Annotated in this window: 27 protein-coding genes; 16 read left to right on the top strand and 11 right to left on the bottom strand. The window is 54.0% G+C overall.

The features are described 5' to 3' along the window. Nucleotides 1-14: 14 nt before the first annotated feature. Together AC3Y2E_RS09715 and AC3Y2E_RS09710 are read left to right on the top strand one after the other, a co-directional pair. On the top strand, nt 15-1,007 hold the full coding sequence (locus AC3Y2E_RS09715; protein ID WP_332070606.1) for an ABC transporter substrate-binding protein: 993 nt from the start codon (nt 15-17) through the stop codon (nt 1,005-1,007). Further along, nucleotides 1,004-1,771: an ABC transporter permease gene (locus AC3Y2E_RS09710; RefSeq protein ID WP_379209563.1), complete on the top strand. Its 768-nt coding sequence runs from the start codon at nt 1,004-1,006 to the stop codon at nt 1,769-1,771. The genes AC3Y2E_RS09715 and AC3Y2E_RS09710 overlap by 4 nt, the downstream gene beginning before the upstream one ends. A 102-nt stretch (nt 1,772-1,873) precedes the next feature. Here AC3Y2E_RS09710 and AC3Y2E_RS09705 read toward each other — a convergent pair whose 3' ends face one another. Further along, nucleotides 1,874-2,332 (bottom strand): winged helix-turn-helix transcriptional regulator, encoded by a 459-nt coding sequence (locus AC3Y2E_RS09705; RefSeq protein ID WP_379209561.1) that lies wholly within the window; start codon nt 2,330-2,332, stop codon nt 1,874-1,876. A gap of 133 nt (nt 2,333-2,465) precedes the next feature. Here AC3Y2E_RS09705 and AC3Y2E_RS09700 point away from each other — a divergent pair, with 133 nt between their 5' ends. Both AC3Y2E_RS09700 and AC3Y2E_RS09695 read left to right on the top strand, forming a co-directional pair. Further along, entirely contained in the window at nt 2,466-2,999 is a 534-nt protein-coding gene (locus AC3Y2E_RS09700; RefSeq protein WP_332070609.1) for a DUF4242 domain-containing protein, read from the top strand. A gap of 31 nt (nt 3,000-3,030) precedes the next feature. Continuing rightward, on the top strand, nt 3,031-4,110 hold the full coding sequence (locus tag AC3Y2E_RS09695) for an acyl-CoA dehydrogenase family protein (protein WP_379209558.1): 1,080 nt from the start codon (nt 3,031-3,033) through the stop codon (nt 4,108-4,110). Between the two features lie 544 nt (nt 4,111-4,654). Here the strand turns inward: AC3Y2E_RS09695 and AC3Y2E_RS09690 are convergent. The 6 genes from AC3Y2E_RS09690 to AC3Y2E_RS09665 form a co-directional block, all read right to left on the bottom strand. Then, nucleotides 4,655-5,752, bottom strand: coding sequence for a GerAB/ArcD/ProY family transporter (locus AC3Y2E_RS09690; protein ID WP_379209556.1), 1,098 nt, complete (start codon nt 5,750-5,752; stop codon nt 4,655-4,657). Nucleotides 5,753-5,758: 6 nt separating this feature from the next. Further along, nucleotides 5,759-6,010: a hypothetical protein gene (locus AC3Y2E_RS09685; protein WP_379209555.1), complete on the bottom strand. Its 252-nt coding sequence runs from the start codon at nt 6,008-6,010 to the stop codon at nt 5,759-5,761. After that, the gene (locus tag AC3Y2E_RS09680; protein WP_379209554.1) at nt 6,003-7,178 is read right to left on the bottom strand and encodes a Ger(x)C family spore germination protein; all 1,176 of its coding nucleotides are present in this window, start codon (nt 7,176-7,178) and stop codon (nt 6,003-6,005) included. Before AC3Y2E_RS09680 ends, AC3Y2E_RS09685 begins: the two co-directional genes overlap by 8 nt. Before the next feature lie 4 nt (nt 7,179-7,182). Continuing rightward, the gene (locus tag AC3Y2E_RS09675) at nt 7,183-8,763 is read right to left on the bottom strand and encodes a spore germination protein (RefSeq protein WP_379209553.1); all 1,581 of its coding nucleotides are present in this window, start codon (nt 8,761-8,763) and stop codon (nt 7,183-7,185) included. A gap of 211 nt (nt 8,764-8,974) precedes the next feature. Next, complete coding sequence (locus AC3Y2E_RS09670; protein WP_379209552.1) at nt 8,975-9,433, bottom strand: helix-turn-helix domain-containing protein; 459 nt, start codon at nt 9,431-9,433, stop codon at nt 8,975-8,977. A 29-nt stretch (nt 9,434-9,462) separates the two neighbouring features. Beyond that, nucleotides 9,463-10,539, bottom strand: coding sequence for a hypothetical protein (locus AC3Y2E_RS09665; protein WP_379209550.1), 1,077 nt, complete (start codon nt 10,537-10,539; stop codon nt 9,463-9,465). Nucleotides 10,540-10,699: 160 nt separating this feature from the next. Between AC3Y2E_RS09665 and AC3Y2E_RS09660 the strand changes: the two genes are divergently transcribed. Beyond that, complete coding sequence (locus tag AC3Y2E_RS09660) at nt 10,700-11,455, top strand: class I SAM-dependent methyltransferase (protein ID WP_379209548.1); 756 nt, start codon at nt 10,700-10,702, stop codon at nt 11,453-11,455. 76 nt (nt 11,456-11,531) lie between these two features. Here AC3Y2E_RS09660 and AC3Y2E_RS09655 read toward each other — a convergent pair whose 3' ends face one another. Further along, nucleotides 11,532-12,011 (bottom strand): MarR family winged helix-turn-helix transcriptional regulator, encoded by a 480-nt coding sequence (locus AC3Y2E_RS09655; RefSeq protein ID WP_379209546.1) that lies wholly within the window; start codon nt 12,009-12,011, stop codon nt 11,532-11,534. Nucleotides 12,012-12,330: 319 nt separating this feature from the next. Here AC3Y2E_RS09655 and AC3Y2E_RS09650 point away from each other — a divergent pair, with 319 nt between their 5' ends. The 4 genes from AC3Y2E_RS09650 to AC3Y2E_RS09635 all read left to right on the top strand — a co-directional run bounded on the left by AC3Y2E_RS09650 (nt 12,331) and on the right by AC3Y2E_RS09635 (nt 14,380). Continuing rightward, nucleotides 12,331-13,212 (top strand): pirin family protein, encoded by an 882-nt coding sequence (locus AC3Y2E_RS09650; RefSeq protein WP_379209544.1) that lies wholly within the window; start codon nt 12,331-12,333, stop codon nt 13,210-13,212. 96 nt (nt 13,213-13,308) lie between these two features. Further along, the gene (locus tag AC3Y2E_RS09645) at nt 13,309-13,698 is read left to right on the top strand and encodes a RidA family protein (protein WP_379209542.1); all 390 of its coding nucleotides are present in this window, start codon (nt 13,309-13,311) and stop codon (nt 13,696-13,698) included. A gap of 160 nt (nt 13,699-13,858) precedes the next feature. Beyond that, nucleotides 13,859-14,026 carry a hypothetical protein gene (locus tag AC3Y2E_RS09640; RefSeq protein ID WP_379209540.1) on the top strand — a complete coding sequence of 56 codons (168 nt, stop codon included), beginning with the start codon at nt 13,859-13,861 and terminating at the stop codon, nt 14,024-14,026. A 12-nt stretch (nt 14,027-14,038) separates the two neighbouring features. Further along, nucleotides 14,039-14,380 (top strand): GNAT family N-acetyltransferase, encoded by a 342-nt coding sequence (locus AC3Y2E_RS09635; RefSeq protein WP_379209907.1) that lies wholly within the window; start codon nt 14,039-14,041, stop codon nt 14,378-14,380. A 179-nt stretch (nt 14,381-14,559) separates the two neighbouring features. Here AC3Y2E_RS09635 and AC3Y2E_RS09630 read toward each other — a convergent pair whose 3' ends face one another. The 3 genes from AC3Y2E_RS09630 to murQ all read right to left on the bottom strand — a co-directional run bounded on the left by AC3Y2E_RS09630 (nt 14,560) and on the right by murQ (nt 17,081). Further along, on the bottom strand, nt 14,560-15,552 hold the full coding sequence (locus AC3Y2E_RS09630) for a hypothetical protein (protein ID WP_379209538.1): 993 nt from the start codon (nt 15,550-15,552) through the stop codon (nt 14,560-14,562). Nucleotides 15,553-15,612: 60 nt separating this feature from the next. Continuing rightward, the gene (locus AC3Y2E_RS09625) at nt 15,613-15,924 is read right to left on the bottom strand and encodes a TFIIB-type zinc ribbon-containing protein (protein WP_190928070.1); all 312 of its coding nucleotides are present in this window, start codon (nt 15,922-15,924) and stop codon (nt 15,613-15,615) included. A 227-nt stretch (nt 15,925-16,151) separates the two neighbouring features. Continuing rightward, a complete protein-coding gene (murQ, locus tag AC3Y2E_RS09620) occupies nt 16,152-17,081 on the bottom strand; it encodes an N-acetylmuramic acid 6-phosphate etherase (protein ID WP_379209905.1) in 930 nt (309 codons plus the stop codon). 336 nt (nt 17,082-17,417) lie between these two features. Between murQ and AC3Y2E_RS09615 the strand changes: the two genes are divergently transcribed. The 7 genes from AC3Y2E_RS09615 to AC3Y2E_RS09585 all read left to right on the top strand — a co-directional run bounded on the left by AC3Y2E_RS09615 (nt 17,418) and on the right by AC3Y2E_RS09585 (nt 24,520). After that, entirely contained in the window at nt 17,418-18,371 is a 954-nt protein-coding gene (locus AC3Y2E_RS09615; RefSeq protein ID WP_379209535.1) for a GNAT family N-acetyltransferase, read from the top strand. Between the two features lie 99 nt (nt 18,372-18,470). After that, entirely contained in the window at nt 18,471-19,790 is a 1,320-nt protein-coding gene (locus AC3Y2E_RS09610; RefSeq protein ID WP_379209533.1) for an ABC transporter substrate-binding protein, read from the top strand. Nucleotides 19,791-19,895: 105 nt separating this feature from the next. Next, nucleotides 19,896-20,801, top strand: a complete 906-nt coding sequence (locus AC3Y2E_RS09605; RefSeq protein WP_190928064.1) for a carbohydrate ABC transporter permease — start codon at nt 19,896-19,898, stop codon at nt 20,799-20,801. Further along, on the top strand, nt 20,798-21,673 hold the full coding sequence (locus AC3Y2E_RS09600; protein ID WP_379209530.1) for a carbohydrate ABC transporter permease: 876 nt from the start codon (nt 20,798-20,800) through the stop codon (nt 21,671-21,673). The genes AC3Y2E_RS09605 and AC3Y2E_RS09600 overlap by 4 nt, the downstream gene beginning before the upstream one ends. 52 nt (nt 21,674-21,725) lie before the next feature. After that, nucleotides 21,726-22,436 (top strand): PIG-L deacetylase family protein, encoded by a 711-nt coding sequence (locus AC3Y2E_RS09595; RefSeq protein WP_379209528.1) that lies wholly within the window; start codon nt 21,726-21,728, stop codon nt 22,434-22,436. A 32-nt stretch (nt 22,437-22,468) separates the two neighbouring features. Then, a complete protein-coding gene (locus AC3Y2E_RS09590) occupies nt 22,469-23,326 on the top strand; it encodes a MurR/RpiR family transcriptional regulator (protein WP_379209526.1) in 858 nt (285 codons plus the stop codon). 12 nt (nt 23,327-23,338) lie between these two features. Next, the gene (locus AC3Y2E_RS09585; RefSeq protein WP_379209524.1) at nt 23,339-24,520 is read left to right on the top strand and encodes an exo-beta-N-acetylmuramidase NamZ family protein; all 1,182 of its coding nucleotides are present in this window, start codon (nt 23,339-23,341) and stop codon (nt 24,518-24,520) included. Nucleotides 24,521-24,698 lie beyond the last annotated feature (178 nt).

Below are 24,698 nucleotides of genomic sequence, written 5' to 3'. Positions count from 1 at the left end.
AGGAGAAGATCCGAATGAGGCTTATGAACAGCTCCCGCAAAGCTTATACCGCCGCGGTCATTATGATTGCCTTTCTGCTGGCGCTGACCGGATGCGGGCAAGGAACCGGGAAGGAAACGTCCGGAGATTCCGGCAAACGAAAGATCCGGATCGGGTATTTGCCGATTACACACGCCGCACCCCTCTACATAGAAGAAGAGCTGGGCAAGGGCAAATTCAACCGTTTCGAGCTGGAGCTGGTCAAATTCGGCTCGTGGCCGGATCTGATGGACGCGCTGAATACCGGCAATATCGACGGGGCGTCGGTGCTGATCGAGCTGGCGATGCGGGCGAAGGAGCAGGGGATCGATCTGAAGACCGTCGCACTCGGCCATAAGGACGGCAACGTGGTCGTATCGTCGAACGATATTATGACGGTAAGCGATCTGAAAGGCAAAAACTTTGCGATTCCGCACAAATTCTCGACTCACAATGTGCTGCTCTACCAAATGCTGAAACAACACGGCATGCAGTACAGCGATGTCAAAGTGGTGGAGCTGCCGCCTGCCGAGATGCCGGCCGCCTTGTCCGAGAAACGGATTGCCGGTTATGTCGTCGCCGAGCCGTTCGGCGCCAAATCCGTCGTCATCAAGAAAGGCAAAGTGCTGTTCCAGTCTGAGCAGCTGTGGAAGGATTCCGTCGATTGCGGGCTTGTTATCCGGGGCGATCTGATCCGGAAAGACCGGGAGGCGGTCAAGGAGTTCGTTGCGGAATATGTGAAGGCAGGACAAAAAGCGGAACAAAAAGACGCGCAAGCCAAACAAATTTTAAAGAAATATATGAATGTCGAAGACGAGGTGCTCGGCTTGTCCCTGGAGTGGATTAAGTACGACGATTTGAAGCTCGACAAAGCGTCCTACGAGGAGCTTCGGGAATATATGAAGGAAATGAAGCTGTCGGACAATCCGCCGACGTTTGAAGAGTTCGTGGATAATTCGTTCATAGAGGAAGCGCTCGGTAAATCATGAAAACAATGACCAAAACAACGAATGTGCTGATCGGATTTACACTGCTGATCGCGGTATGGCAGGCCGCTGTACTGATCGGGCAATATGAGAAATCGTTATTCCCGCCGCCCCTGGACGTTGCAAAAGGCATCGTCTCGCTGATCACGGACGGCACGTTGTTCGAGCATCTGAGAGTCAGCCTGCTTCGCTTCGCTGCCGGATATGTGAGCGCAGTCGTTCTGGCCGTCGCGCTGGGGTTGACGCTTGGGCTGCTCAAACGGGCATGGGCGATTGTCGATCCGATCGTCCAGCTGCTTCGTCCGGTGTCGCCGATCGCCTGGTCTCCGTTCATCGTGCTCTGGTTCGGGATCGGAGATGCACCGGCCATCGTCATTATCTTTTTGGCGGCGTTTTTCCCGGTGCTGCTGTCCACCGTCTCGGCCGTCCGCAAGGTGGAACCGATTTATTTGAAGGTAGCGCAAAATATGGAGATGAAGCGGATTCATCTGTTGACCAAAATCATATTCCCGGCCTCGTTCCCTTATATCGCGAACGGTCTTCATATCGCAATCGGCACTTCATGGATTTTCCTCGTATCCGGGGAGATGGTAGGGGCGCAGTCGGGACTCGGCTACTTGATCGTGGACGCGCGCAATTTACTGCGGCTGGATCTCGTATTTGCCGGCATCGTCTTCATCGGGCTATGCGGACTGCTGCTAGACCGGGCGGTGCGTGCATTGGAGCGATGGATTGAGAAGCTGTGGGGGGCGGCCTCGCACGAGTAGCTGTTGCCGGCAGCCCGCAGCGACGAGCTGGCGGACAACAGCGGGGGCGGATTCGTGGAAGACGCACGGCGAATGGCGCGCCGTAACGGTTAAAGTTAAGGCTTATGTGGGGTTAAGCTGGAGACTTGGAGCGGTTGCGCCGATTTCCACCACTTTCAGATCGGACACATTTTCGTTGCAGTGTGAGCAATAATACGAGATCTCGACCTCGTGTCCGCACGATTCGTGGATAAGCTTCTTGTAGCATTTCTGCAGATGCTGCCTGCCCCAGAGCACCATGCTGTGAAAGACGTGCTCCAAATCTTGACCGCTGCTTGTGAGCGTATACCGGTAACGAGGCGGATGCTCCGAGTACAGCTGGGAGGTGATCAGGCCGGCGGATTCCAAATATTTGAGTCGTTCGGACAGCAGTCGGGAGGAGACGCCTTCCAGCGACGATTTGATCTGATTAAAAGTCGAGTTGCCGATCATGATCTCGTGAATGATAAGCAGCGTCCAGCGATCCCCGATCAAGTTCAGCGTCTGGGCGATGTTGCAGGGCAGGTCGTATCTTTCTTTCATCGAAGAACCTCCGAAAATGATTTTTGTCCATCATACCATATTCCGCCGATGAATGAGTTGATTTTTTATACCAAGTAAATTAAAATCACTAGGTATAGTAGGTTTTAAAAATATACCTTGAGGAGAGATACAAATGACTTTGTATTTGGTAGAATCGGCACTGAATGGTATCGTGAAGGATAAAGCAGGCTTCGAGCAAAAAATCGCCGAGCTTCAGAAAGAGCTGGCGTCGCAGGACGTAACGGTAATCGAGGTTCAAGTGTCCAAAGATTGGAGCCGCGCGTTTTTCATTTTCGAATCGGCGGGACGGGACATTTTGAATGCGAGCTTGCGCAGCGCGGGCATCCCGGTCATCCTGAGCAAGCCGGTTCGCCTGATCGGGCAAGATCTGGAGGAAGTGAAGCAGCAGAAGGAAGTCGTGAATTATTTGGTGGAATGGAACTTGCCGGAGAACCTGACGATGGATCAGTATCTGGAGCGGAAGAAAAACAATTCCGTCCATTATGCGGAAGTGCCGGAAGTATCGTTTTCCAGAACCTATGTATGCGAGGACATGACCAAGTGTTTGTGCTTCTACGACGCTCCGGGCGAAGCGGCCGTCAAAAAAGCTCGGGAAGCGGTTAAAGCGCCGATCGACTCCATCACGGAGATTTTGCCCGGCAAATAAAAGCTATTTGCGGATCAGGGGTGGAAAGAGGATGGTTACAGAGGAAGCTGCCAGAAAAAATCTCCTGAACGAACTTATCGATCTTTACTTAAAACCGATCGTCAAGAAAGTGGACGCGGAAGCGTTATACCCGCGCGAATACTTAACAAAGCTGGGAACATCCGGTCTGCTGCCGTCCCGCCGCCTGCCCGAGCCCGTAATTGTGACGGAAGGCGTGAGACTGGTCGAGGAAACGTCCAAGGTGTGCATGACGACCGGATTTAACTTATGGTGTCATCTGACGGCAATGACCTATCTGCGTAGAAGCGGCAACCCATATCTGCTGGCAAACGTGCTGCCGCGTCTGGAGAACGGGGAAATGCTCGGAGGCACAGGGCTGTCCAACCCGATGAAATATTACGCCGGGCTCGAAAAGTTATGTCTGAAGGCGAGACGAAGCGAGAGCGGATATATCCTCTCCGGGGTGCTGCCGAGCGTGTCCAATCTCGGAGCGGATCACGGTTTCGGCGTAGTGGCCGCTGTTGATGACGATACCCGGATTATGGCTTTCATCCGTTGCAGTTCCGAAGGATTGACGCTGCGCGAGAAGGTGCATTATATCGGCATTAACGGCAGCGCAACGTACAGCTGCGAGTTCGACGATGTGTTCGTGCCGGATGAATGGATACTCTCCGAACAGGCGGACGCGTTCGTTGCCTCGATTCGTCCCCAGTTTCTGATGTACCAGATTCCGCTCGGCCTCGGCGTTACGGACGCTTCGATCCAATCGATGTACAAAGTAAGAGACCGGCAGAGCGGCTGCTGCAGCTACATCGGCGTCCAGCCGGACGATCTCGAGGCAGAGCTTGCGCCGCTGCGAGAAACGATATATAGGCTGGCTTCCAGCGATCATTTGTCCCAGCTGTGGCCCGAAGCGGTGAAGGCGAGGCTGGAGATCACGTATCTGACGCTCAAAGCTGTCCAGACTTGCATGCTGCACTACGGCGGAGCCGGTTATTTGCAGAACAGTTCGCCGTCACGCCGGCTGAGAGAGGCGTACTTCTTGTCCAATCTGACGCCTACGGTCAAACATTTGGAGAAGATGCGCTGCCTGCAGACCAGCGGCAGGTGAACAAACCATTACGAAAAGCCGTCCGGTAAGCGTCCGGACGGCTTTTTTTTGAACGTTTAAGTTTACGGCCAAACAGAACGCATGTTCGTCATGACTAAAACGAAAACATGCATATGGGCTCTACGACAACATAACAGTCTCCGGTACCCTCTATTTTCGTCATATTGGGCTGCCAGAGACATATAGAGGCGGTTTGCACCCTTTATTTCAGCCCACCGGTCGGACCTGCGCCCGTTTCGCCGATCTTAGCAGCTCCAGACCGCTCTTATATTCCCATCCAAGCGGAATATAGACAAAATAACAGGTACAAACGAGGCTGTCGATTCAATGTGGACAACCAAGTGGAAAGGGAAAAGATTACCTTCTGGCGAGTTTTGTCTGGAATCCCCTACCTTACAATCCTTATTCAATCAAGGGATTCCGGACAACCTGTCTGAGCAGAAGAAGGTAACTTTTCACTTGGAACGGTCTACTAACACTTCTACACAATGAATCGACAGTCTCACAAACCGCTCGTATTCGTGTTTCTCCTCTCCACACTCGGTCACGCCGGCATCCGTCTGCGGATCAACGACACGACAGCGATCAGGAGCATCGGGGCGATATAGGCGGTGTTGTCGAGCAGGGGCCAGACGATATTCACTTGCTCCCCGAGACTCGTCTCATCGCGATACGTAGTCAGCGACAGCAGCATGCAGATCATGGCGACGGGATACACGAGAAAACGGTCATCCTTCAAATGAAGCAGCTGCGACAAAACTTTCATCAGAATGTACAGCATGATCGCGCTTTTGATGTAAAAACCGACGGTCAGCGAGAAGCCGACCACCGACTCGATTCTCTCGATAATTTCCCTCACGAAAATTAAGCGGGAGAGCTGATAGAGAGAAAATTTGAGATCGCCGGCCAAAGGACCGAGCACCATCATACTGCTCACGATCGAAGCGAGCAGGGTGAAGCCGTTAAGGATCAGCGCAAGGAACAGATGTTTGCCGACCTTGCCGCCTTCTTCCTTCCGCACGAACGGCAGGAGCATGGCGAAGACGACAAGCTCCGAATAGGGGAAGCCGTAAGCGATATAAGCGCCGTGCAAAATCGGCCCGATCCCTTGCGGCATGATCGGTTCGAGATATTCCGGGTGGTACATCGGCGCAACGAGGCCCAGAATCAGAATGATGAAGCCGAACATCAAGGCTGACAATATAACGGCCATCCGGGCTATCACTTCAATGCCGCTGCGGACGGTGAGGGCGATTGCGATGAAAAAGAGCGCATTGATCGCATAACTCGGCGTTTCTCTCAGCATCGTGCTTTTGAAGAACACGCTGATCTCGCTCACGATCCCGGCCACATGCCAGAACATGACGCACACGTAAGGGAGAAGTATGATCGGGGTCAGCCATCCGCCGAGCGTATGACGGCTGTACTGGATGAAGGACATCCCGGGATATTTCCGGTATAGATACAGAACGCAGCCCAGCAGGAGCAAGCCGATCAGCCAGGCCAGCAGCAGAGAGAGCCAGGCTCCGTTCCCGGCTGCGTTGATGAGCGGAGCAGGAATGATGACGATCGACGAACCGGTCATAAAGGAGAGGAACAGCATGCTCATCTGGGCCGAACTGACGCTCTCTTGCTTGCTCATGGGACGTTATCCTCCTGGTTGGAACAAATCGACAATCCGTTTGGCCGGACCGGCAAAGATGGAGTGGAACAGGGTATCGATATTCGGCCAGCGTGCCTCGGTTACAAAAATAATCCCGAGATATAAAACGGGTAGCATCAGCGAGCCGTAAACGATCCGGTCGCGTCTCTCCGCGCTGCTCCATTGCCGCATGCCGCTGCCAACAATCGCCGCAACGAACAGAAGAACAAAAACCAGCCTGGCCAGCAATCTATTCATCCTCTCTGCCGAATGGCTTTCCTACGTTCATCCCCGTATTTAACACTTGGACATCAACGTCGAGGTGGAAACGGATTTTGGCGAAATGTTCTCCCCATACCGGCTGCCACTGTTTCCATAAGGCCGGTTCTTTTCGGTATACCTGATTGCCGATGCCGAGCGCATCCATTCGTTCCCGCTGGAGGAACGAAAGTGTTTTCCGGATTTGCCGTTCGACTTGGCGCTTGAGGCGGTCTTCCAAAGATTCCTTCTCGGCGTTTTTCGTGATTTGAGTACAGCGCAGCTCTCCTACCGCTCCGGCAATCCGGGTTTGGATCCGGACGGTGACCTGATCGTTTTCGACGCGGGGGGTTAAGCGGGTTGCCGCATCGAGAACCTCGAACGATTCCGAGCCGGACGGCTGCTCGCCTTCGCCACCCGAGCAAGGGTATTCCAAGATGCCGGATTTGTATTTATTGGTAAGCAACATCAGCGCTTGCGTATCTTTAGGCGTCACGATCGCTTTCGCCAGCTTGCCGTCCTTCAGCAGCGCGATGCCGGAGACTGTGACGTCCTGCTGTCCGCCGTCGCGATGAATATAAGGGACCGTCGATACACCTGTCGCGCTTTTTAATTGAATCGCCAGCTCGAACAGCGGAATTTTGGATGTTTTCGCGGCATAGTCCGCACCGTCGGTCTCCATCCGCTTCAACTGCTGACCGATCGTATGTTCGATAAACGGTTTAATGTTCAAATAATCGCTGGCCGGTCCTTCCGTTACGAGCGGAAGAATCGTTCCCCGCGGTTCGTGATCCCTCGAGAAATATTCGAGAATCGCTCCGACGCCTTGTGTCCGCAGCACCTGCTCTCCGAGCAGGATGACCCGCAGATGATCCCATTTGGCCTTCCGGCCGAAATGAATCGGAATATCCCGGACCGCTTCAAAGATCGTTTTCCCTTGCGTTTGAATGTTGATGCCGCTTTGCTTCTGCTGCTCGCTATCCCGCATTTCCGCGCCGCCGGTGGGGCTGTAGAAATGGGTGGTCAGCTGAAACTCGCCATCTTTCGTCAGATCGATGGCAACCGCCTGGACGAAACCGTACCCGGTCAGCTCTTCATTGTCCCAACAGCCGGTCGTTAGGATCAACACCATCAGGGAAGCTACGGCGGCAAACGAACGGGATTTCACGAGGCTACTTCCTCCCAGCGGTCTTTTTATGTAGATGCCGGTTGCGCGGAGCATGGAGCAATAGTTTGCGCGGAACGATCCAGAACACATCCCGCCATTGCTTCAAATCAAGCGGCGCCGCAGGAGCGAGATACGGTTGGCCGATCGAACGCAGCGTGGTCAGATGCAGCAGCGTCAGGATAAAGCCGAACATAATGCCGAGCCCTCCGAATGTCGCAGCCAGAACCATATACGGGAAGCGCAATATCCGGACCGCAATGGCCATATTGTATTGAGGCAGAGAGAAGGAGGCGATTCCAGTCAGAGCGACGACAATGACCATGACGGGCGACGCGATCTTGGACTGGATCGCCGCTTCCCCGATGACCAGCGCGCCGACGATGCTGACCGCGGAACCGATCGGCCTTGGCAGACGTATCCCGGCTTCCCGCAGCAGCTCGAAAAAAAATTCCATAATGAGCGCTTCCAGAAAAGCCGGAAACGGAATCCCTTCCCGGGTATTCAATATGGCCAGCAGCAAGACGGTCGGAATCATCTCGGAATGAAACGTCGACAAGGCGATATACGTGCTGGGGAGCAGCAGCGCGATAACAAAAGCGACCAGCCGGAGCAGACGGATCAAGGACGAAAAAATAGACCGGTGATAATAGTCTTCGCTGGACATGAAAAACTCCAGGAAATTTCCCGGACAGATCAGGATGGAAGGCGTACCGTTTACCATGGCAATGATCTTGCCGTCGAGCAGTGCGGCGATGGCGGTATCGGTCCGCTCCGTATACCGGACCTGGGGAAAAGGCGAATAGCGGGCTTCCCCGAGCCATTCCTCCAGATAGGACGTTTCCATAATTTCTTCCTGGTCGATCTGATCGATCCGGCGTTTGAACTCGCGCAACGTTTCCGGATTCACTGCGCCGTCCAAATAACCGAATGCGAAGCTTCTGCGGCTCTCGGCGCCGGCTGTCCGGTATTCGAATTTCAGTCCCGGCGATTTCAGCAGTCCCCGGATCATGCCGATATTGCTGCCCAGGTCCTCAATCGTGCTGTTATGAGGCCCTTGGACAACAGGTTCGTTAACCGGCTCGCCAACTTGCCGCTGAGCCACGTCAAGCGCTACATATCCGGTCGCTTTGTCCCATCCGTCCCAGAAGATGACTACTTTCCCGTCCAGCATGCCGGCTACGGACTGCCCGATCGTCTCCATCAACTCGACGGGATGCGAGGTGACGCCGTGCTTGGAGAAAAAACGCATCACATCGTCCGCCGAGATGCCGGCAGCGGGCCCGATTTCGTGCGAAGCCATGTCTTGCAGCGCTTCCTTGACATCGTTAAGCCGCTGGTCCCGAACCAACGTTTCGAAATAAACGGAAACGGCCTTTTGTTCCATATGCGGACCGTAGCTCCAGGGAAGAATAATCAAATCTCCGCAGTTCGCCAGCGTCTCCCCGAGCGCGTGGATATTAGCCTCGAGCTGCTTGGAGATCGGAAGCGAAGGCGAATCGACGCCTGGTGATGACGACGAGCCGCTTTGACCGGCAGCAGAAGAGGGAGGCGTATTATTTCGATGGCCGGGAACGTAATTCCGCATAACGTTCTCCTTGATTTGGAATAGTTTGGAGTTAGAGTTCCCTCAAGAGGAGAAAGATATACCAAAAAGGGCTATCCGGAAAGTCAGTAAAGGCTGACTTGGGACGCCCCGTCTAGAGTCTACCGGATTCCAGGTTACAGCCAAGGTATGCAAAGCAGCTCGGAGGGTAAAGCACAGTGGCAACTCCACCATCATACTCAAGATCTTGTTTTCAAACGTTGCAAGTATTCCTTAGGCGTACAGCCGTTATGCCGCTTGAACAATCATAAAAATGAGGGATATTGTGAATCCCAACCGAGCAGGCGATATCGATTACGCTCCGGTCGCTCGTTGCCAGCAGCAGCTCCGCTTTCCGGATGCGCCGAATGTTGACATAATTCGTAAAGGAGACACCCATTGCTTTTAAAATATCTCGAGAAATAAGCGTAACTCCTTCCAACGAGCTGACTGACTTGCCCCATGTCGATCCCTCGGACATATACTCATCCACATAATCAATCACCTGTCGGATCATCTCGGTGTCAAAGCCGTCAAAAGCTCGCAAAAGCCCTCTGTGATCTCCCCGCAACAGCGTCAGCATAAGCTGTCTGATATACATCCCTGCAGCAATCTCATACCCTTTCGGCTTTTTGACGAATTCCTCCAGAATCGCAAGTCTGTATCCGATCATACAGCTGGCTTTGCGTTTCGTTGGATAAGTTATTCAAGATCGAAAATGAAGCCGTACGGCGTTCGCGTATTGATCAGCAGCGGCTCCGTTACCGGACGTTCTCCGCCCTTGGAGTACGTTACATTGTCGGGCCGGTCCAGCGTAACCTTGTAGCGTCCGTGCGGCACCGGCTGGCCGGCTGCGTCCACCGGATTCCAGGGCACGGTGAAGGTATACCGGTAGCCGGCCTGAAGCGGACCATGAACGACAGGCAGCGTCTGCTCGTAGACGGGCGAGAGCGGCTGATCGTCCTCGCCGACCGATTCGACCTTAAACGTCCATTCGTAGGTATCCAGCACGATATCGTGTCCGGTATTGTTCTGAAAGGAAACGGTGAAAGGGGAAATCTGATCGGCCGGGAGATCCCCGTTAAAGCCGCTTGGAGGATAAAGCGCGGCGACAACGCCGCCGTCCAGATGGATATCTCTCATTTCCGGCTTGTATGGCTCCAGTTTGTCCCTCACCTTGATGTCATAGGTGAAGATGTGACGCTGTCCGTCGAAGACGAGACGGGTGGCAAAAGCACGCGTTTCTCCGGGAACCGGCGGCTTCGTCTCCGAATCGGCGATCGATACGAACTCGGTTGACCCCATCGGTTTTCCATTCGAGTCCATGGCTGTTATTTCGATTTGTTTGCCTGTTAAATCTTTGTTGATGCGGATCATTCCAGACGAGAGCATGCGTTGGCCGCCCGGCAGACGGCTTACCTGAAGCTTTTCCATCTCAAAGTATCCGTCCGGGTCGCGCATATAAGGTACAACGTGATCCGGGAAGCTGCCGATCTTGAGATCGATTTGATTCAAGTTGCCGTTGTCCGGCGAGGCCGGCTGGAACGAAACGTCGGCTCCGAACGCCTCCGCGAAAGTGCGCAGCGGGATATAAGCCTTATTGTTGTAATTAATGACAGGATTATCGCCGGAAACCTCGACAGGCTGGATCGTGACCCCGTTGTAAATAGCGACTTGGCTCGGAAATAAATACGCCTGAAGCGAGTCTGATGCGACAACTGCGGTGGAGGAAGCGACAGCGGCGCCGCAAATAAAACCGATTATATATTTTCTCATCATCGAAATCCTTTCCATAGTTTGTAAAAGATTAGACGGATTCGAAGCCGGAATGTTGCACTGTCGCCGGATATTCCGTTCATTTAATGTAAGGCGCTAATCGAAATATAAGCAGCGAATTATGATAGAATGAAACTATCTGTCAGTTGGGAGAGTGAGAGAAATGGACAATAAAGAACGGTTTTCCAACCGGGTCGAGATGTATGCCAAATACCGGCCGAGCTACCCGGAGGCGGCGATGGATTATTTGTACGACAAGGTCGGTTTGTCGGACGATTGTACGGTGGCGGATATCGGAGCCGGAACGGGGATTTTCTCCAAGCTTCTTGTCGCACGGGGCAGCCGGGTCATTGCCGTGGAGCCGAACGAACCGATGCGCCGCGCAGCCGAAAACGATTTGGCCGGAGAGCGGAACTTTCGTGCGGTTGCCGGGGCGGCGGAGAGCACCGGGCTGCCGGATCAGTCGGTCGACTTTATTGTGTGCGCCCAGTCGTTTCATTGGTTTAATCATGCCGAAGCGCGGATCGAATTTCACCGGATATTAAAACCGGGCGGGAAAGCGGTGCTGATCTGGAATTCGCGGTTATTGAAAGGAACCCCGTTTCTGGAACAATACGAACAGCTGCTGCGGACATTCGGCACCGACTATGCGAAGACGAACCATAAAAACATATCGAGAGAGGCGCTGACTGCTTTTTTCCATAACGGGGATATGCAAGAGGCCCGGTTTATGAACCGTTACGCTCACGATTTCGAGCAGCTCAGCGGCAGAATGCAGTCCTCCTCGTATATTCCGGTTTCCGGCGATCCGGCTTACGAACCGATGATGGTGGAGCTGCGGAACGTGTTCGAGCGGACGAACCAGGACGGAGTCGTGTTTTTCGACTACGAGACCGAGGTGTATTGGGGCGAGGTTTAAATAAGCGTACACATAGAAGGGACCGGCAGGGAAACGCCCGAAGCTCGGCGTCGCCAACCGGTCCCTCTTTGTTTATTCAGGAGCCGTCTTTCTCGCATGACAGATCCGCATCCTTATTTTGTATGAGAAGCTGGAGCAGATCGTACAACCGGCTGCGTTGGGCGATGGATAAATTTTTGAGCAGTTGGTCCGCCACCTCGGACTGAACGGCAAGGATAGGTTCCAGATGAGCTTGCGCGAGCTCCGTCAATTGTATAAGGGTCGCCCTGCGGTCTGTCGGGTCGGGTACGCGGACGAGTAGGTTATCGTTCTCCAGCGCATCGACAAAATCGGTGACCGTACGGGCTTTAATTCCTAATACGGCCGCCAGCTCGTTCATGCGGATTTTGCCAGCTTCGGCTACGGCGGACAATACGCGCAGGCGGGGTGCGGAGACGGGATAAGGGATGTGGACAGCGGTAATCCGGGCGTTGAATTCTCTCTGCATATAATGAGTGGCGCGAACTAACGTATGGATAACGTCGATGGATAAAGGATCGTTGGAATGGGGGGGCATGCCCGCAGCTCCCTTCAACTAAAGAGTAGACTCACTAAAAAGCCGTTGTTTCAAATTGTACATGAAACGGATGGACGAAGGCAAATCTAAAGGAGCGCGAGGTGCGGCTTCTGGTTAGATGACGAACAAGGCGTTCCAGAGCAAAACTGGCAACATCCGGCACCGTCACTCACTCGGTTGCCGGCTTTACCAACTTATTCGGGTCTCTCTGAACGACTAGTCACGTTTATGCGGCAGCCCACTTGACGGGAACTCCAAAATCATTTATCTTTAATTTAAGATATAAAAGTTTAAGAATTGAGTGAGGAGAGACTTTACTATGACAACATTCCGTACTATCGAAGGTATTTTCAGAGGTGCGCCATTCCATATGGTAGGAGACGGCTTCCGGGTGTCCAACTATTTTCCGTCCGGCAACAACTTTCAGCACCGGATCAGCCCGTTCATTCTGATGGACTATAACGCTCCGTTTGTTTTCCCGCCCAGCCCGTCGGTAAAAGGGGTAGGCGCCCATCCGCACCGCGGGTTCGAGACAGTGACGATCGCTTACGAGGGCTCGATCGAGCACCATGACAATTACGGCAATCACGGTATTATCGGGCCCGGCGACGTACAGTGGATGACAGCGGGATCGGGACTGCTGCATAAGGAGTATCACGAGACTGAGTTTTCGAAGCGCGGCGGTTTGTTCCAGATGATTCAGCTATGGGTGAATCTGCCCAAGGCTCACAAGATGCATGCGCCTAAATATCAGGAGCTGCTTCACGCGCAGATGGGGCGGGTGGAGCTTCCGGACGGCGGCGGGACGGTGCGGGTGATCGCCGGCGAATACGAAGGCGTCGCAGGACCGGCGTCCACGTTTACGCCGATTCACTTGTTCGACATGACGCTGAAACTTAACGGAAAGGCGGCGTTCGAACTGCCGTCAGCGTATAACACCGCGGCTCTGGTCCTGAAGGGCGAGGCGAAAGTAAACGGCGATCGCACCGCCCAAGAAGGAGACTTCGTCTTGTTCGGCAACAGTCCGGGCGCAATTTCGATCGAGGGGTTGGCGGACGATACGGTCGTTTTCGTCTTAAGCGGCGAACCGATCAACGAGCCGATCTACCAGCACGGCCCCTTCGTGATGAACAGCCGGGAGGAAATTATCAAGGCGTTTCAAGATTTCCAGTCCGGCAAGATGGGCAGCACCGATTTTTAAGCGCCGGAAGTGTATAATAGTGGAGCGGGGAAAACCCTGCTCTGCTATTTTTGAGTTGGAAGAGAGCCGAGAGTCAGGACGGAGAGGAGATACTTTATGACTAGACGTCGTGTGTTTACAGGTTCGCCTTGGGAGCCGGTGGTCGGTTACTGCCGTGCCATCCGGATCGGGGACCGGATCGAAGTAGCGGGTACAACTGCGATGCAGCAAGGGGAAGTTGTCGGCGAGGGGGATGCTTACGAGCAAACCCGATTTATTTTGCTGACGATCGAGAAAGCGTTGAACGAATTGGGAGCTTCGATGTCCGACGTAGTCCGGACAAGGATGTTCGTTACCGATATATCGAAATGGGAGGAGATCGGGAAAGCGCACGGCGAGTTTTTCCGAGACATCCAACCTGCGGCGACGATGGTTGAAGTACAAGCGCTTATCGATCCGCGTCTGATGGTGGAGATCGAGGTCGAGGCGATCGTGGAAGAGGCGTAGGGAGTAGGTGGCCGGGTGTGGTCGGAGTTCTGGATGATATTTTCAAGTATACATAATAAATATTATGTAACCATCAATGTGTATCGAAGAAACAAATACGACTATCACTAAGTCTTATCCGCTACGGAACCTGGTAAACCCGACAGTAGGAGGCAGCACAATGGGTATTGCAATCCGACAAGAAGAAATCGAGGATGTTACTGAAGTCTATCGTGTCATTCAAAAGGCCTTTGAGAATGCGGATTATTCGGATCATGACGAGCATCACCTGGTAAACAGGCTTCGAAATTCGACGAAGTTTATACCGGAGTTGTCCCTTGTAGCTTAATACGAAGACAAAATCGTCGGATACATTTTGTTTACAGAAATAAAAGTCGGTGATCGGGTTCTGGTTGCGCTTGCGCCTGTTGCTGTAATGCCGGACATGCAAAGTAAGGGGATCGGAAAGCAGCTGATTACGGAAGGACACCAAATCGCCGCACGGCTTGGGTATCAGGGTTCCGTTGTACTGGGCCATGAGAAGTATTATCCGAGGTTCGGTTATAAAAAAGCAAGTTTATATGGGATACAAGCGCCGTTTGATGTATCTGAAGACAGCTTTATGGCCGTTGCGCTGACGGATGGCGGTCTGTCAGGTGTCCATGGGGTTGTCGAATATGCGAAAGAATTTTTTGAAAAGTAGAGAATCAGCTGGGAGGCTTCTTGCCCGGGAGGAATCCCTTAACGTACAAGCTTACGACGAAGCTGAACACTCTTGTTCAGTTACTCGTTGGGCTGCCTTTGTTATTACCCGAGAAGGTGTGAAACCAAAAACGCCGGAATCCGCAAACCGCGGACAACCGGCTTTTTTGGCGTTGCGTCTTACTCGGACCGGCTTCGGGCCGTCTGCAGACGGCTGGCCGCTTCCTTGAACAGTAGCTCGACCTCAACCGCGCCTGCGCGAAGATCGGTGTCTTGGCCCAGACGGAGGGATTGTTCCAGTCTCTGCAAAATGGTATCCACCTGTCTCATGGCGATCGCGATGCTGTTGGTATCAGTGGACTGGAGCTCTATACGGGTCCGGTCCAGCTGCTCTTTTTCCCGGGCGACCCGGGAACGCATCTCCCCGAAGATGCGGAGCTGCTTGAGCATCTGATCCGTCCGCCGCTGCAAGGCATTCAGCTCCCGGCCGAAGGCGTTTAACTCCGCATTGGCCTGTATCACATCAAAGGCGGCCGCTTGTTCGGTTTGATCGAGAAGCGTCTGTATGCGTTGACGTTCGCGGACCAGCTCATCGAGCGGGTAACCGGACTCGGAGCGAAGCCGGTCGATCGCGGCCGAAACTTCGGAGAAATGGCCCGCTGCTTGCCGGACAGAGGAGGAGGCGCTTTTCTCTACGTTTACAATTCCGTTTACTTCCACAGCCATACTATCGACCTGACTGGACCATGCTTTCGTATCCCGGTAGAGCCGGTAAACTCGCACAATCGGGCTGAATACGGAAAAAAATGGCACTTTACACGCCAAAAGCTCGGCTTGGAGCGGTTCGGCCTGCCGGTGCAGGGCAAGCAGTCTATTCTCGATGTCCGCTAATGCCCGCTGTGTCCGTCCCTGAACGAAACCTTGCCCCAATCCTCTAAACGGTTCGGCGGCAATAAGCGCATTCAACCGGGTCATTTGGTTCTGTTGCAGTTTAATCGCTTTTCGGAGCCGTTTTTTGGTTACGCTCCGCTTAAGTCCTAATACCACCAATAGAAAAATCAATCCTGCGACGAACAGAGCAAATAGCAACCCGAGCAGATTGGATACGATAAAAGACAGCGCGCTGTCGGCCAGGTCGTCCAGGATCGATTCGAATCGGTACAAATCATCCACCTGAGGCAGCCCCCTTAAGGAAATCAGCTATCCTGCAGGACTGTCGTTTGCGTAGTACTATCAATCGAACAGGTCCCCAAAAATATCCATTACATTTTTTTTGCGCTTGTATTTCGGATGATGCTTGTCATAATATTGCGGCTCCGAGTAGGCGGGAGGGCGTTCCTCATAACCGGTTCTCCGTTCGGGCTGCGGCTCCTGTCTGTCATACCATTGATTGAACGGCTCGCGTACTTCTCGGACACCCGCCATCAATTTGTCGAGCTCCCCGCGGTCCAGCCAAACCCCTTTGCACGAAGGACAGATGTCGATCAGGATGCCTTCCTTTTCGACTTCACGCATCTTTACATCGTCACAGATTGGGCAATTCATGAGTGGGATGTCAGCCTCCTTGAATATCGGAATGGTAACTGCTTTTACCTTAACACGATATCCGGCGGCATGCAAAAAAGAGGTGCCGGGACGAACAGTTTTTCAAGGGAAGGGAAAGGATTATCGGGATACGAAGAGGGACTCCCAATTGAATCAAACCGGAATAACAAAAACCCGCCAACCGCCGAATACGATTCGGAAGGGAGCGGGTCTGTTTGCTATTCAGCTCAACCGGCCGGCTTGCCGGAGCCGGACATACTGATCTCAATCGCACCGCGAACGAAACCGCCGGATTGCCGAAGCAGCTGCACGGCCGGTTCATATGAAGAACCGGTTGCGATCATTACTGTGGCGGTCTTCACATCGCCGCGGGTCGCCCGGAAAGCTTGTTCCACGACATCGTCCGGGGCGCCGGTCGCCCGCTGGATAATGCCTTTCGCCCGGTTGACCAGCTTGAAGTTCGTCGCCTGCAAATCGACCATCAGATTGCCGTACACTTTGCCCATCTGAATAAAGGAGGCGGTCGTGAGCATGTTCAGGATCATCTTTTGCGCCGTTCCGGCTTTCAGCCGCGTTGAGCCGAGCACGGCTTCCGGCCCGGTGATCGCTTCGATCGCGATGTCCGCGTACTTGCTCATGACCGAATCGGGATTGTTGCATACGCAGACGACAGCCGCTCCGGCTTCCTTCGCTTTTTTCATCGCGCCGATTACATAAGGGGTCCGTCCGCTGGCTGCGATCCCGACCACGACATCGTGCACGCCAATGCCGCGTTCCCCGATATCCGATGCGCCGAGCGCTTCGTCGTCCTCCGCACCTTCCACCGCACAGCGAATAGCCGTATCCCCGCCGGCTATAATTCCCTGCACCATCTCCGGTTCCGTCCCGAATGTCGGCGGACATTCGGAGGCGTCCAGGATGCCCAGCCGTCCGCTCGTTCCCGCTCCGACATAAAACAATCTGCCGCCCGCACGGAAGCTGGCGACAATCGCATCGACCGCCTTTGCAATCTGAGGCAATACGGCCCGGACCGCAGAAGCGACCCGCTGGTCTTCGTCACTCATCATCTGAAGCATGCCCAGTGTCGGCGCCTGATCGATGTCGCGGGTATGTTCATTTTGCTGCTCCGTCAGGAGACGCTCCAAAGCGCGATTCATATTCATAAAAGTCCCTCCACAACTGTTTTATCGAGGCTGCAACTCATAGGGGTGAATGGATTTCCTTTCGGTATCTTTTGTCTAACTATAAACGATCAAGGCGAGGCTTGTAAAATAAATTTTTATGAATAAATATTTATGTTGAAATAATATTTCACGATGATATAATGGGCGTGTGGGAAATGAAAATAAATTTTACCACAGACCTTATGAGTGAAATTTTGTGTCAGTTCATAAGGCGTGTGTAAGCGTTGTCAGTCATCCGGGTCCTTATATCGAGCGGATTTATCCAAGCGGGGTGTCTGAGGAAAAAAGCGAGGGGAGGGCAACAGGGAGATGGGGAATCTGGAATACCGCCATTATGAAAGCGGTAACGAAGAGGCCATTGTTCAACTATGGAACGAATGTTTGCATCACGATCCGATTACGCCGATCAGACTGCGCAATATGGTGCTGCTTGACGCTAATTTCGATCCGGAAGGGCTGTGTCTCGCCTATGAAGACGGCCGGCTTGTCGGCGCGGTGTATGCCGTCAGGCGGTTGTTGCCGATGCACGGGACGGAGCTAGAGCCGGATAACGGATGGATTCCGTTTTTCTTTGTCGCTCCGGATCGGCGAAGGCAGGGAATCGGCAGCAGACTGATGGAGGAAGCGCTGGACTTTTTGCAGCGGTTGGGACGCAAGCACGTATTTTTCTCATCGTATGCGCCGAACTATTTCACACCCGGCGTGGATGAAGCAAGCTACCCGGACGGTTACGCCTTCCTGCTGAAACACGGGTTCGCCAAGCTGTATTCGCCGGTGGCGATGGACTATTCGCTGGTCCGGTACGCAGCGCCTGAAGACGTCAAACGGTTGAAACGAACACGGGAGGACGAAGGGTATGCGTTCAGATTGGCGCAGGACCGGGATCTCGTTGATGTGATCCGGTTTGCGGCGGACCTGTTCACCCCCGACTGGGGAAGAGCGATCCGGGAAGGACTGCTGCGCGGTCTGCCGATGTCCGCGATCCATGTCGCCCGCTTCGAAGGCAAGCTGATCGGGTTCTGCATGCACGGCGGCTACGAGGGCGTGCTCGAGCGGTTCGGACCGTTCGGTGTCGCTCCGGCGCATCAAGGGAAGGGACTCGGCAAAATTATGCTGCACGATTGTTTGTCGAACATGAGGGCTCAAGGACTTCATGGAGCATGGTTTTTGTGGACCGGGGAGACGACGACGGCCGGGCTGCTGTACAAAAAGCTTGGTTTTCAAGTGACGAGGCGGTTTCACGTATGCCGGAAAAGCTTCTGACGTCCCCGTAATACCTTACTGGCCGCGTCGTCCATCCGGTTTCCCGGAGAAAGCAGAGAAGTGTAATCATTCATCTATCATTCAGGGAGGTCTTTTCGTATGAACAAAAAAATGGCAGTACGCGCAGTAAGCCTCGCCGTCACGTCGGCGCTGGCAGTCAGTCTGGCCGCATGCGGCTCGGGCAAAGAAGGCAGCGGAAGCGACGACGGCAAGAAAGGTCCGGTGACGCTCACGCTGCTGTCCCACTACGCCGGAGCGCAGGAAGAGAAGCTGAAGCCGTATGTGGATATGTGGAACAAGGACCATCCGGACATCCAGGTGAAGCTCGAGCCAGTGGACTTCGGGGAATTGCTGAAAACGATCCAAGCGAAGCAAACGGCCGGGCAGGTCGCCGATATTATGCACGTCTATTCGCTATGGGGCGGCCAACTGACGAAAAACAAAGTGCTGGCCGAGCCGCCGGCCGACGTGATCGACGACGTCAAGAAAAATTACCCGGACGCATCCGTAAAAGGCGCCTCCATCGGCGGCAAAATATACGGCTTCCCGACGGAAGTAAACGCTTACGCCTTGTTCTATAACAAAAAACTGCTGAAGGAAGCCGGATTCGACAATCCGCCGAAAACATGGGATGAGATGTACAACATGGCCAAGACGCTTACGAAAAAGGACAGCTCCGGCAAAATTACGCAGCAAGGCTTCGGCTTCGTTCGCGGGTACGCTTCGATCGTCGACCAGCCGTTCATGTCGCTTATGGCGACGGCGGGCGGCCAGCTGATCAGCGACGATCTGACCAAGGCGCAGCTCGATTCCGACGCAGGCAAGAAAACGATGGATTATGCCGCGAAGTTTTACAAAGACGGAATCGCGGACGTCTCGTTCAGCGTAAGCAAAACGTTCCCGGCCGAGCAAACGGCGATGACGATTCAGGCGGGCTGGTATGCCGGTTCGCTTGCCGGCACGATGAAGGAGGCCTACCAGAATATCGGCGCGGCGCCGCTTCCGTCTCCGGACGGCTCGAAGAAAGGTTCGATCGCCTATACCTGGATGTGGGGCGTCAACAACAAATCGAAATATCAGAAGGAAGCATGGGAGTTCCTCAAATGGTTCAATACGGTATCGGTTAAAGACGGCTTGACGCCGGAAGGCGGGTTCCTGCTGGATGCCTTCAATTCGCTGTCGACCCGCAAGTCCGACCTTGACGCGAAGCCGATCAAGGACAAATTGGCCGGAGATGCCGTGCTGAAAACGTTCGTCGACGCTTTGAACTACGCGTTGCCTGAGCCGAACCCGGCTGCCGGAACGGAAATCCAGGATATTTTGTTCAAGCAGATCGAGAGCACCTGGACCGGTCAAACGACGCCGGAAGCAGCCGTACAAGCGGCCCAAAAAGACATTCAGTCCAAGCTCGCGAACTAATCCTAGAGCATCATACGAGGGCCGTTGCGATCCGATCCATAGGGCCGGTCGCTCCGGCCCGTTACCCTACATCTGCTTCTAGCAGCACCCGATTGGAGGATTGGCATGAGCGGAAATGGCAAACTGAGCCGCGGCCAAGGACTTCTGGGCTGGTTGTTTTTATCGCCGGTCATCGTGTTTTACGCGATCTTTTTCCTTGTGCCGTTAATCTTCTCGTTGTTTTTAAGCTTTACGGAATGGGGCGGCTTCGACTTGACGCTGATCGAATGGGTCGGCCTCAAAAACTATAAAGCGCTGTTCGCGGACGGCTCGACCTTTTTGAATCCGATCATCAAGAACACGTTCGTGTTCGCCTTCGGTACGGTCGGCCTCTCGTTTTTCATCGCTCTGTTCGTCGCTTACACGATTACCCGTCTGCGCTTCGAAGGGTTTTGGCGGACGCTGTACTTCCTGCCTACCGTGACGACGGTCGTAGCGGTCGGGAACGTGTGGCTGTATTTGTACAACCCGACGAACGGGCTGATTAATGCCGTGCTGAACAAGCTGGGCGTCTCGTCGATCAAATTTCTGGACGATCCGAACACGGCGCTCGCTTCGATTATCGTCGTGGGCGGCTGGCTCGGAATCGGCAGCTCGGTGCTGATTTTGACTGCAGGGCTTAAGGCGATCTCCGACGATTATTACGAGGCGGCGACGATCGAAGGAGCGGGGCTCGGGGCCATTTTCTCGAAGATTACGCTGCCGCTGCTCAAGCCGTCGATTTTGTTCGTGCTAATTACTTCCTTTATAGGAGGATTGCAATCGTTCACCTTGTCGCTCGTCATGACCAAAAACGGCGGGCCCGGCAATTCGACGAACGTCGGCGGGCTGGAGATGTATAATCAGGCGTTTTCTTACGGCAATTGGGGAATTGCCAGCGCGATGGCATTTGTTCTGTTCATCTGCGTCTTTATCGTCACGATCATTCAACTGACTGTATTTCGCCGGGGAGGGGTGGAGAGCTACACATGAAACCGAAAAAATTTCCGTGGTTTTCGTATACGGTCATTATCATCGGCAGCATCATGATGGTATTCCCGTTTCTCGAGATGATTTTCTCCTCCTTCAAAGGAACGGCGGACTACAACCGGCTTCATTATTCGTTATTCCCGGAAACGTTCGAGACGAGCAATTATGCGACGGCGTTCGAGCAGTTGAAGCTGGGGCTGCTGTTCAAGAACAGTCTGGTCAAGTCCGTCGTGACGACGGTGATCGTGCTGCTGACGAGTTCGCTTGCCGGTTATGCACTGACGAAGCTGCGGTTTCGCGGTCAGAAAGTTCTCTTTCGCTTCATTCTGGCGACGATGATGTTCCCGGCGTTTCTGTTTCTGATCCCCAACTTTTACATCATGGTTCATTTCCCGTTCGTCGGAGGCAACGACTGGATGGGCGAAGGCGGGGACGGGGGGATGGCGAAATATATGCTCGCGCTGATTCTGCCCTTCACGGTCAGCGCGTTCGGCATCTTCCTGATGCGCCAGTTCATAATGACGATCAACGATGCTTACATCGAGGCCGCCCGGATCGACGGAGCGTCCGAGCTGCGGATTTTCTTCCAGCTTATTCTCCCGATGACGGTACCGGCGCTCTCGACGCTGGCGATCTTCGAATTTATCGGCAGCTGGAACGAATTTATCTGGGCGCTGCTCATGTACACGGTCAACAAAGATTTGGCGACATTGCCGGTCGGCATCCAGCAGCTCAAATCCCATCTCGATGCGAATATGACACAGCCGCTCGTCAATGCGGCGCTCGTCATCAGCACCGTCCCGATTTTGATCGTGTTCATCTTCCTGCAGAAATATTACGTACGAGGCATGATGAATACAGGCTTGAAAGAGTAGCCATTTGATTTGCCAAACGATTATTGGATACAATGAAAAGGAGATCGAATCGATGACGGAACAAACCAAAAAACATATATTGGCGATTAGCGCGCATGCGGGAGACCAGGAGCTGACGGCGGGAGCGACGATCGCGAAGTATACGCAGGAAGGCCATAAGGCGACGTTCCTCCACCTCACTCCGGGAGAGAAAGGGCATCCTCGCCTGACTCCGGACGAATACGCGAAGCAGAAAATCGAGGAATCGTATAAAGCAGCGGAAATACTCGGAGCTGACGTCCGTTATTTGCAATACAAGGATGCGGAAATTCCGGTTGACGAGCAGATCAAATACGAAGTGGCGGACGTCATCCGCGAGCTGAAGCCGGACATCATTATTACACACTGGAAACACAGCATCCACAAAGACCACGCGAACACGCATAAGATTGTAGAAGATGCGCATTTTTACGCTGCGCTCAAAACGATCGAGAGAGAGCTGCCGGCGCACTATACCCGGAAAATCTACTTCTCGGAAAATTGGGAAGATATGCACGAGTTCGTACCGGAAGTGTTCGTGGATATTCCCGAGGAAGCGTTCGACGCCTGGGTCCGGGCGCTGAGCGTATACGCATTCGCCCGCGGCGAGACGTACGGCTTCCCCTATATCGACTATTACAAAGCGTTGACGGTCGTCCGCGGAGCGCCGGTATACTTCAAGCGGGCACAAGGATTTATGGTACCGAGGGGAGGACTAAACAAGCGCCTCCAATGGTTTGAATAATAAGGCCGGCAACTAGAAAAGGTGGAATTCATGTGAACGGCGGATTGGTTCGGATACGGGAAATGATCGGGCAAATTACGCCGTCGGAGCGTATTATCGCGGATTATATTTTGGCTCACCCGCATGAGCTGGCGCATATGTCTGTCGCGGATCTGGCCGAGCGGAGCGGAGGCAGCCAGGCAGCCATCATCCGGCTGTGCAAATCGCTCGGGCTGAAGGGTTACCCGGAATTAAAGATGAAAGTGATCGGCGATCTGCAGTCGCAGGAACGGTATGAGTATCGCGAGTTTCGTCCCAACGACCCGATCGATACGATCGTGCAGAACGTGTCGTACAACAATGTGCAGTCGATCCTCGATACGATGAAAATCTTGGATCTCCATCATCTGCAGCAGGCGGTGGAGGCGCTGAGCAAGGCGAGCCGGATTTTCTTCTACGGCGTCGGCGCCTCCAACCTGATCGCTCAGGATGCCCAGCAAAAATTTTTGCGGATCAACAAGCCGTCGTTTACGTTTACCGATCCGACGGTGCAGCTGACTGCGGCCGTCACCGTCCGGTCGGACGATGTGGCGGTCGGCATCTCTTATTCGGGCGAGACGAAGCCGGTTATTCAAAGCTTGATCTATGCGAACGAAGTGGGTGCGCCGTCAATCGGCATTACCAAGTACGGCCACACGACGCTGGGCAGCATTGCCGCGATTCCGCTTCATATCGCTTCGACGGAGAACGAAATCCGGAGCGGAGCGATGGCGTCACGGATTGCACAGCTGAACCTGATCGACATTTTGTATCTCGGCGTCGCCAGCGCCAACTTCGAAGAAGCGGTTCAATATTTACAGCGGAGCCGCAATGTGCTGGGGGATATGGAGAAAATCGAAACCCGAAAATAGGAGGGAAACCTATTGGCAACCATCAACCGGCAGCCAATCTATGCGGGAGTGGATGTGCTCGCACGCGCTCCGTCCGCCTATCTGGGCGGCAAGCGGTTTGGCCTGCTCTCGAATCATACGGGGATTACACGCGATTACCGGTCTACGATAGACGTAAGCGCAAGACTGGAAGCAGGGAAGCTGACCGCTTTGTTCGCCTGCGAACACGGTATCCGCGGGGAGCGGCAGGCGGGAATTTTGTTCGAGGATGAGACGGAGCCGGAGTTGGGGATTCCCGTCTACAGCCTGTACGGGAAGTTTCGGGCGCCGACGCCCGAGATGCTGGATACGGTCGATGCGCTCGTATTTGACTATCAGGATTTGGGCGTCCGGTTTTTCACTTATTTAACGACGTTAATTTATACGATGCAGGCTTGTGCCAAAGCCGGCAAAGAGCTGATCGTTCTAGACCGGCCGAATCCGCTCGGCGGCTTGTCGGTCCAAGGGGGACTTCTCCGCGAAGGCTACCAGTCGATGGTCGGAGGCTGGAAAATCCCGATCTTGACGGGGCTGACCATCGGGGAATTCGCCAGACTGGTGAACGCCGAATCGGGCATGAACTGCAACCTGCAGATCGTTCCGCTGGAAGGCTGGACGCGGAACATGGAGTTTCCGCAGACCGGCATGCCATGGACGATGCTGTCCCCGAATATGCCGACGATGGATACGGCGCGCGTCTATCCCGGCACCTGCTTGTTCGAAGGAACGAATCTGTCCGAGGGAAGAGGGACGACGCGTCCGTTCGAGCAGATCGGGGCTCCGTGGATGGACGGCAGACGTGTCGCCGAAGCGTTGAACCGGCGCGGACTGCCAGGCGTCATCTTTTATCCGGCCTATTTCACTCCGATGTTCTCCAAGCATCAAGGCGCGATATGCGGCGGGGTTCAATTGTACGTAACGGAACCGGAGAAGTTCCTGCAAGTCCGCACCGGGTTGTATATGCTGGAGCAAATCCAGAAGATGCATCCGGACGATTTCGCCTGGCTGCCGCCGTTCAAGGAAGGCTCGAAGTCGTTCATCGAGCTGCTGACCGGCAGCGACGTCGTGCTGAAGACGCTGCACGAGCCTGGTGCCGCCGAGCGAATCGCAGACGAATGGGATAAGGAAGCGGCGGATTGGGCCAAGACGCGCGTGCCTTATTTGCTTTACGAGTGAGGGTGAACCGAATATTGTGTAGTGTAACCCTCGGCTGAGCAGCCGGGGGTTTTCATTTGGATAGAAGCCAAGCCGAAGGATCAATTGAAAACCGCTGCTCTTTTCCCCCTACGGTCACATAAGTATGGTATGATTTGGTTACCAGTTCCATATTTAGCCGTGATTCCGGAGGAGGCGG

This window comes from Paenibacillus sp. MAH-35, assembly GCF_058135425.1.
Note: the sequence above shows the minus strand (reverse complement) of the source record. Positions and strands in the feature narration are given on the sequence as shown.